This window comes from Shewanella sp., from assembly GCF_051658185.1.
Lineage (GTDB): Bacteria > Pseudomonadota > Gammaproteobacteria > Enterobacterales > Shewanellaceae > Shewanella.
In genome coordinates this window covers 1-1,633 of the sequence record NZ_JBOFMC010000408.1, presented here as the reverse complement: position 1 = coordinate 1,633, position 1,633 = coordinate 1, and the positions used below count along the sequence as shown (strand labels likewise).

Sequence of the window (1,633 nt, the reverse complement as noted above, 5' to 3'; positions counted from 1 at the left end):
GGATGGGGTAGCTCTCTGGTGTCGCGGGTCGTTATGAAGGAGATATACCCTAAATGCCGTTGGCGATCTTCAGGGGCTAAGCGGCGGCGGGCAAAGGGGCATGCTCAGGCGCGATATCGAGGTCAGTCTGCAAGTCGTGGAAATAGCTGGCCAGCCTGTTCCTGTGGTGTGCATTTGGCCGGCCAGTGGTGAGTTGGAGTGGTGAGCTGACGTGGTAGAGCGTTTTCTTTGGCAGCAATGCTAGCAGGTCTGCGCCGATTTTGACGTCATCGGGAAGTAGTGGGCTAAGTAGCGCACTGCAACATACCCGACCACTAGGGTTGCCACCATCAATTCGACATCCGCTAAATAATGTACCCACATTGCCAGTTCTGCGAACGGGTTGAATTGCAACAACCAGCTCGAGGTTTTAAAGAGTGCCGTTGCACCAATCACCATCGGGAAGGTAAAGGCGGCATAACCTGGGCTAAAAGGCAGTTTGAGTAGATGAAAGAATGCGAGGTAGATAACGCTTGTCATCAGCAGCGCGATACTGACGAGCAGTGCGACTAAGGCGACCGATGGTTGCTCACAGACGGTCAGGTAACCCGCAAGGGATAAGCTCGCGGGGGCGGCTAAAATGGCAATCGTCGGTTTAGCAGCATCGGGGATGGCTTGACAAAAAATTAAGCGATACAGCATTAATGGCAGCATGACTAAGTATGCCAGCATCCCAAATCCAAGGATCAGATCGACCAACCATTGGTAGCCTGAGGCGGGGAAGGACACCGCAGCGACAATAATCCCGATAGGTGGCACAAACCAACTTGGCACCATATGCTCGAGTTTAAAATCGATGGCACGGTAGTAAATGAATGCGCCTAAAAAAATCAAATGGATGGCAATAGCAATTAGCCAGAGTGCGAGCCCTTGATGGGGCAGGTAATGGCCCAGCATTTTGGATATCACCATCAGCGCCATCGCAAAGGTAGGGATAACGCTGCCGATAACGGGGTGGCTTAATTCATTTTTTAAAATGTTGGGATGAAGGACAAACTTCACCGTCAGGCATAACAGCATAACGGCTGCGATAATGGCGCCGGTGAGTTGGCCTGCGCCATTAAGTGATGGCACCATGTTTTCCCACGCCCATCCTAAGCTGGCAATGGCCAACGCTAAGCCTGCCATGGGGCTCGGTAATTTGGCAACTTGTGCGGTCCAGCTTATACGTTTCGAAGTCATATACTTCTCCTTGCTGACATTACTTAACAGTGTCTCGATAGCGCATTCTGTTTTGGTCATCTCAGTGTATGCTGGGTGCGCAGTTAAATATAATTGATTGATTTTATCCTTGCGGTAACTTTTACTTACTCAAAAGTTTGCATGTGTCGCGCCGCGAACGATGACAAAACCTTAAGTTATTCGTGTCCTAATCGACAGATAAGCCCACGTGATGCTGTGGCGCAATGTCTCGTGATGAGATCTTTTGTGTGACATTCGGCTATTGCCGTTGGTCATGGCGGTAAAGTTGAGGCGAGTGACATTCACACACTCGGCGCCACAACAGGTTCATGTCCCTTTGCCCGGATGATGGTTGCCATCGACTCTACAATGTGAGGAGATCATATATGACTAAATACTCAGCGCGGCACAG

1 protein-coding gene is annotated in these 1,633 nt (G+C 50.3%); it reads right to left on the bottom strand.

The window, feature by feature from the left end; translation table 11 throughout:
- Window positions 1–240 precede the first annotated feature (240 nt).
- Window positions 241–1,221: a TDT family transporter gene (locus ACRCZA_RS15175; RefSeq protein ID WP_438675230.1), complete on the bottom strand. Its 981-nt coding sequence runs from the start codon at window positions 1,219–1,221 to the stop codon at window positions 241–243.
- Window positions 1,222–1,633 lie beyond the last annotated feature (412 nt).

Coding starts and splice junctions, on each gene's coding strand:
- ACRCZA_RS15175 (WP_438675230.1), bottom strand. CDS start 1,221: ATGACTTCGAAACGTATAAGCTGGACCGCACAAGTTGCCAAATTACCG.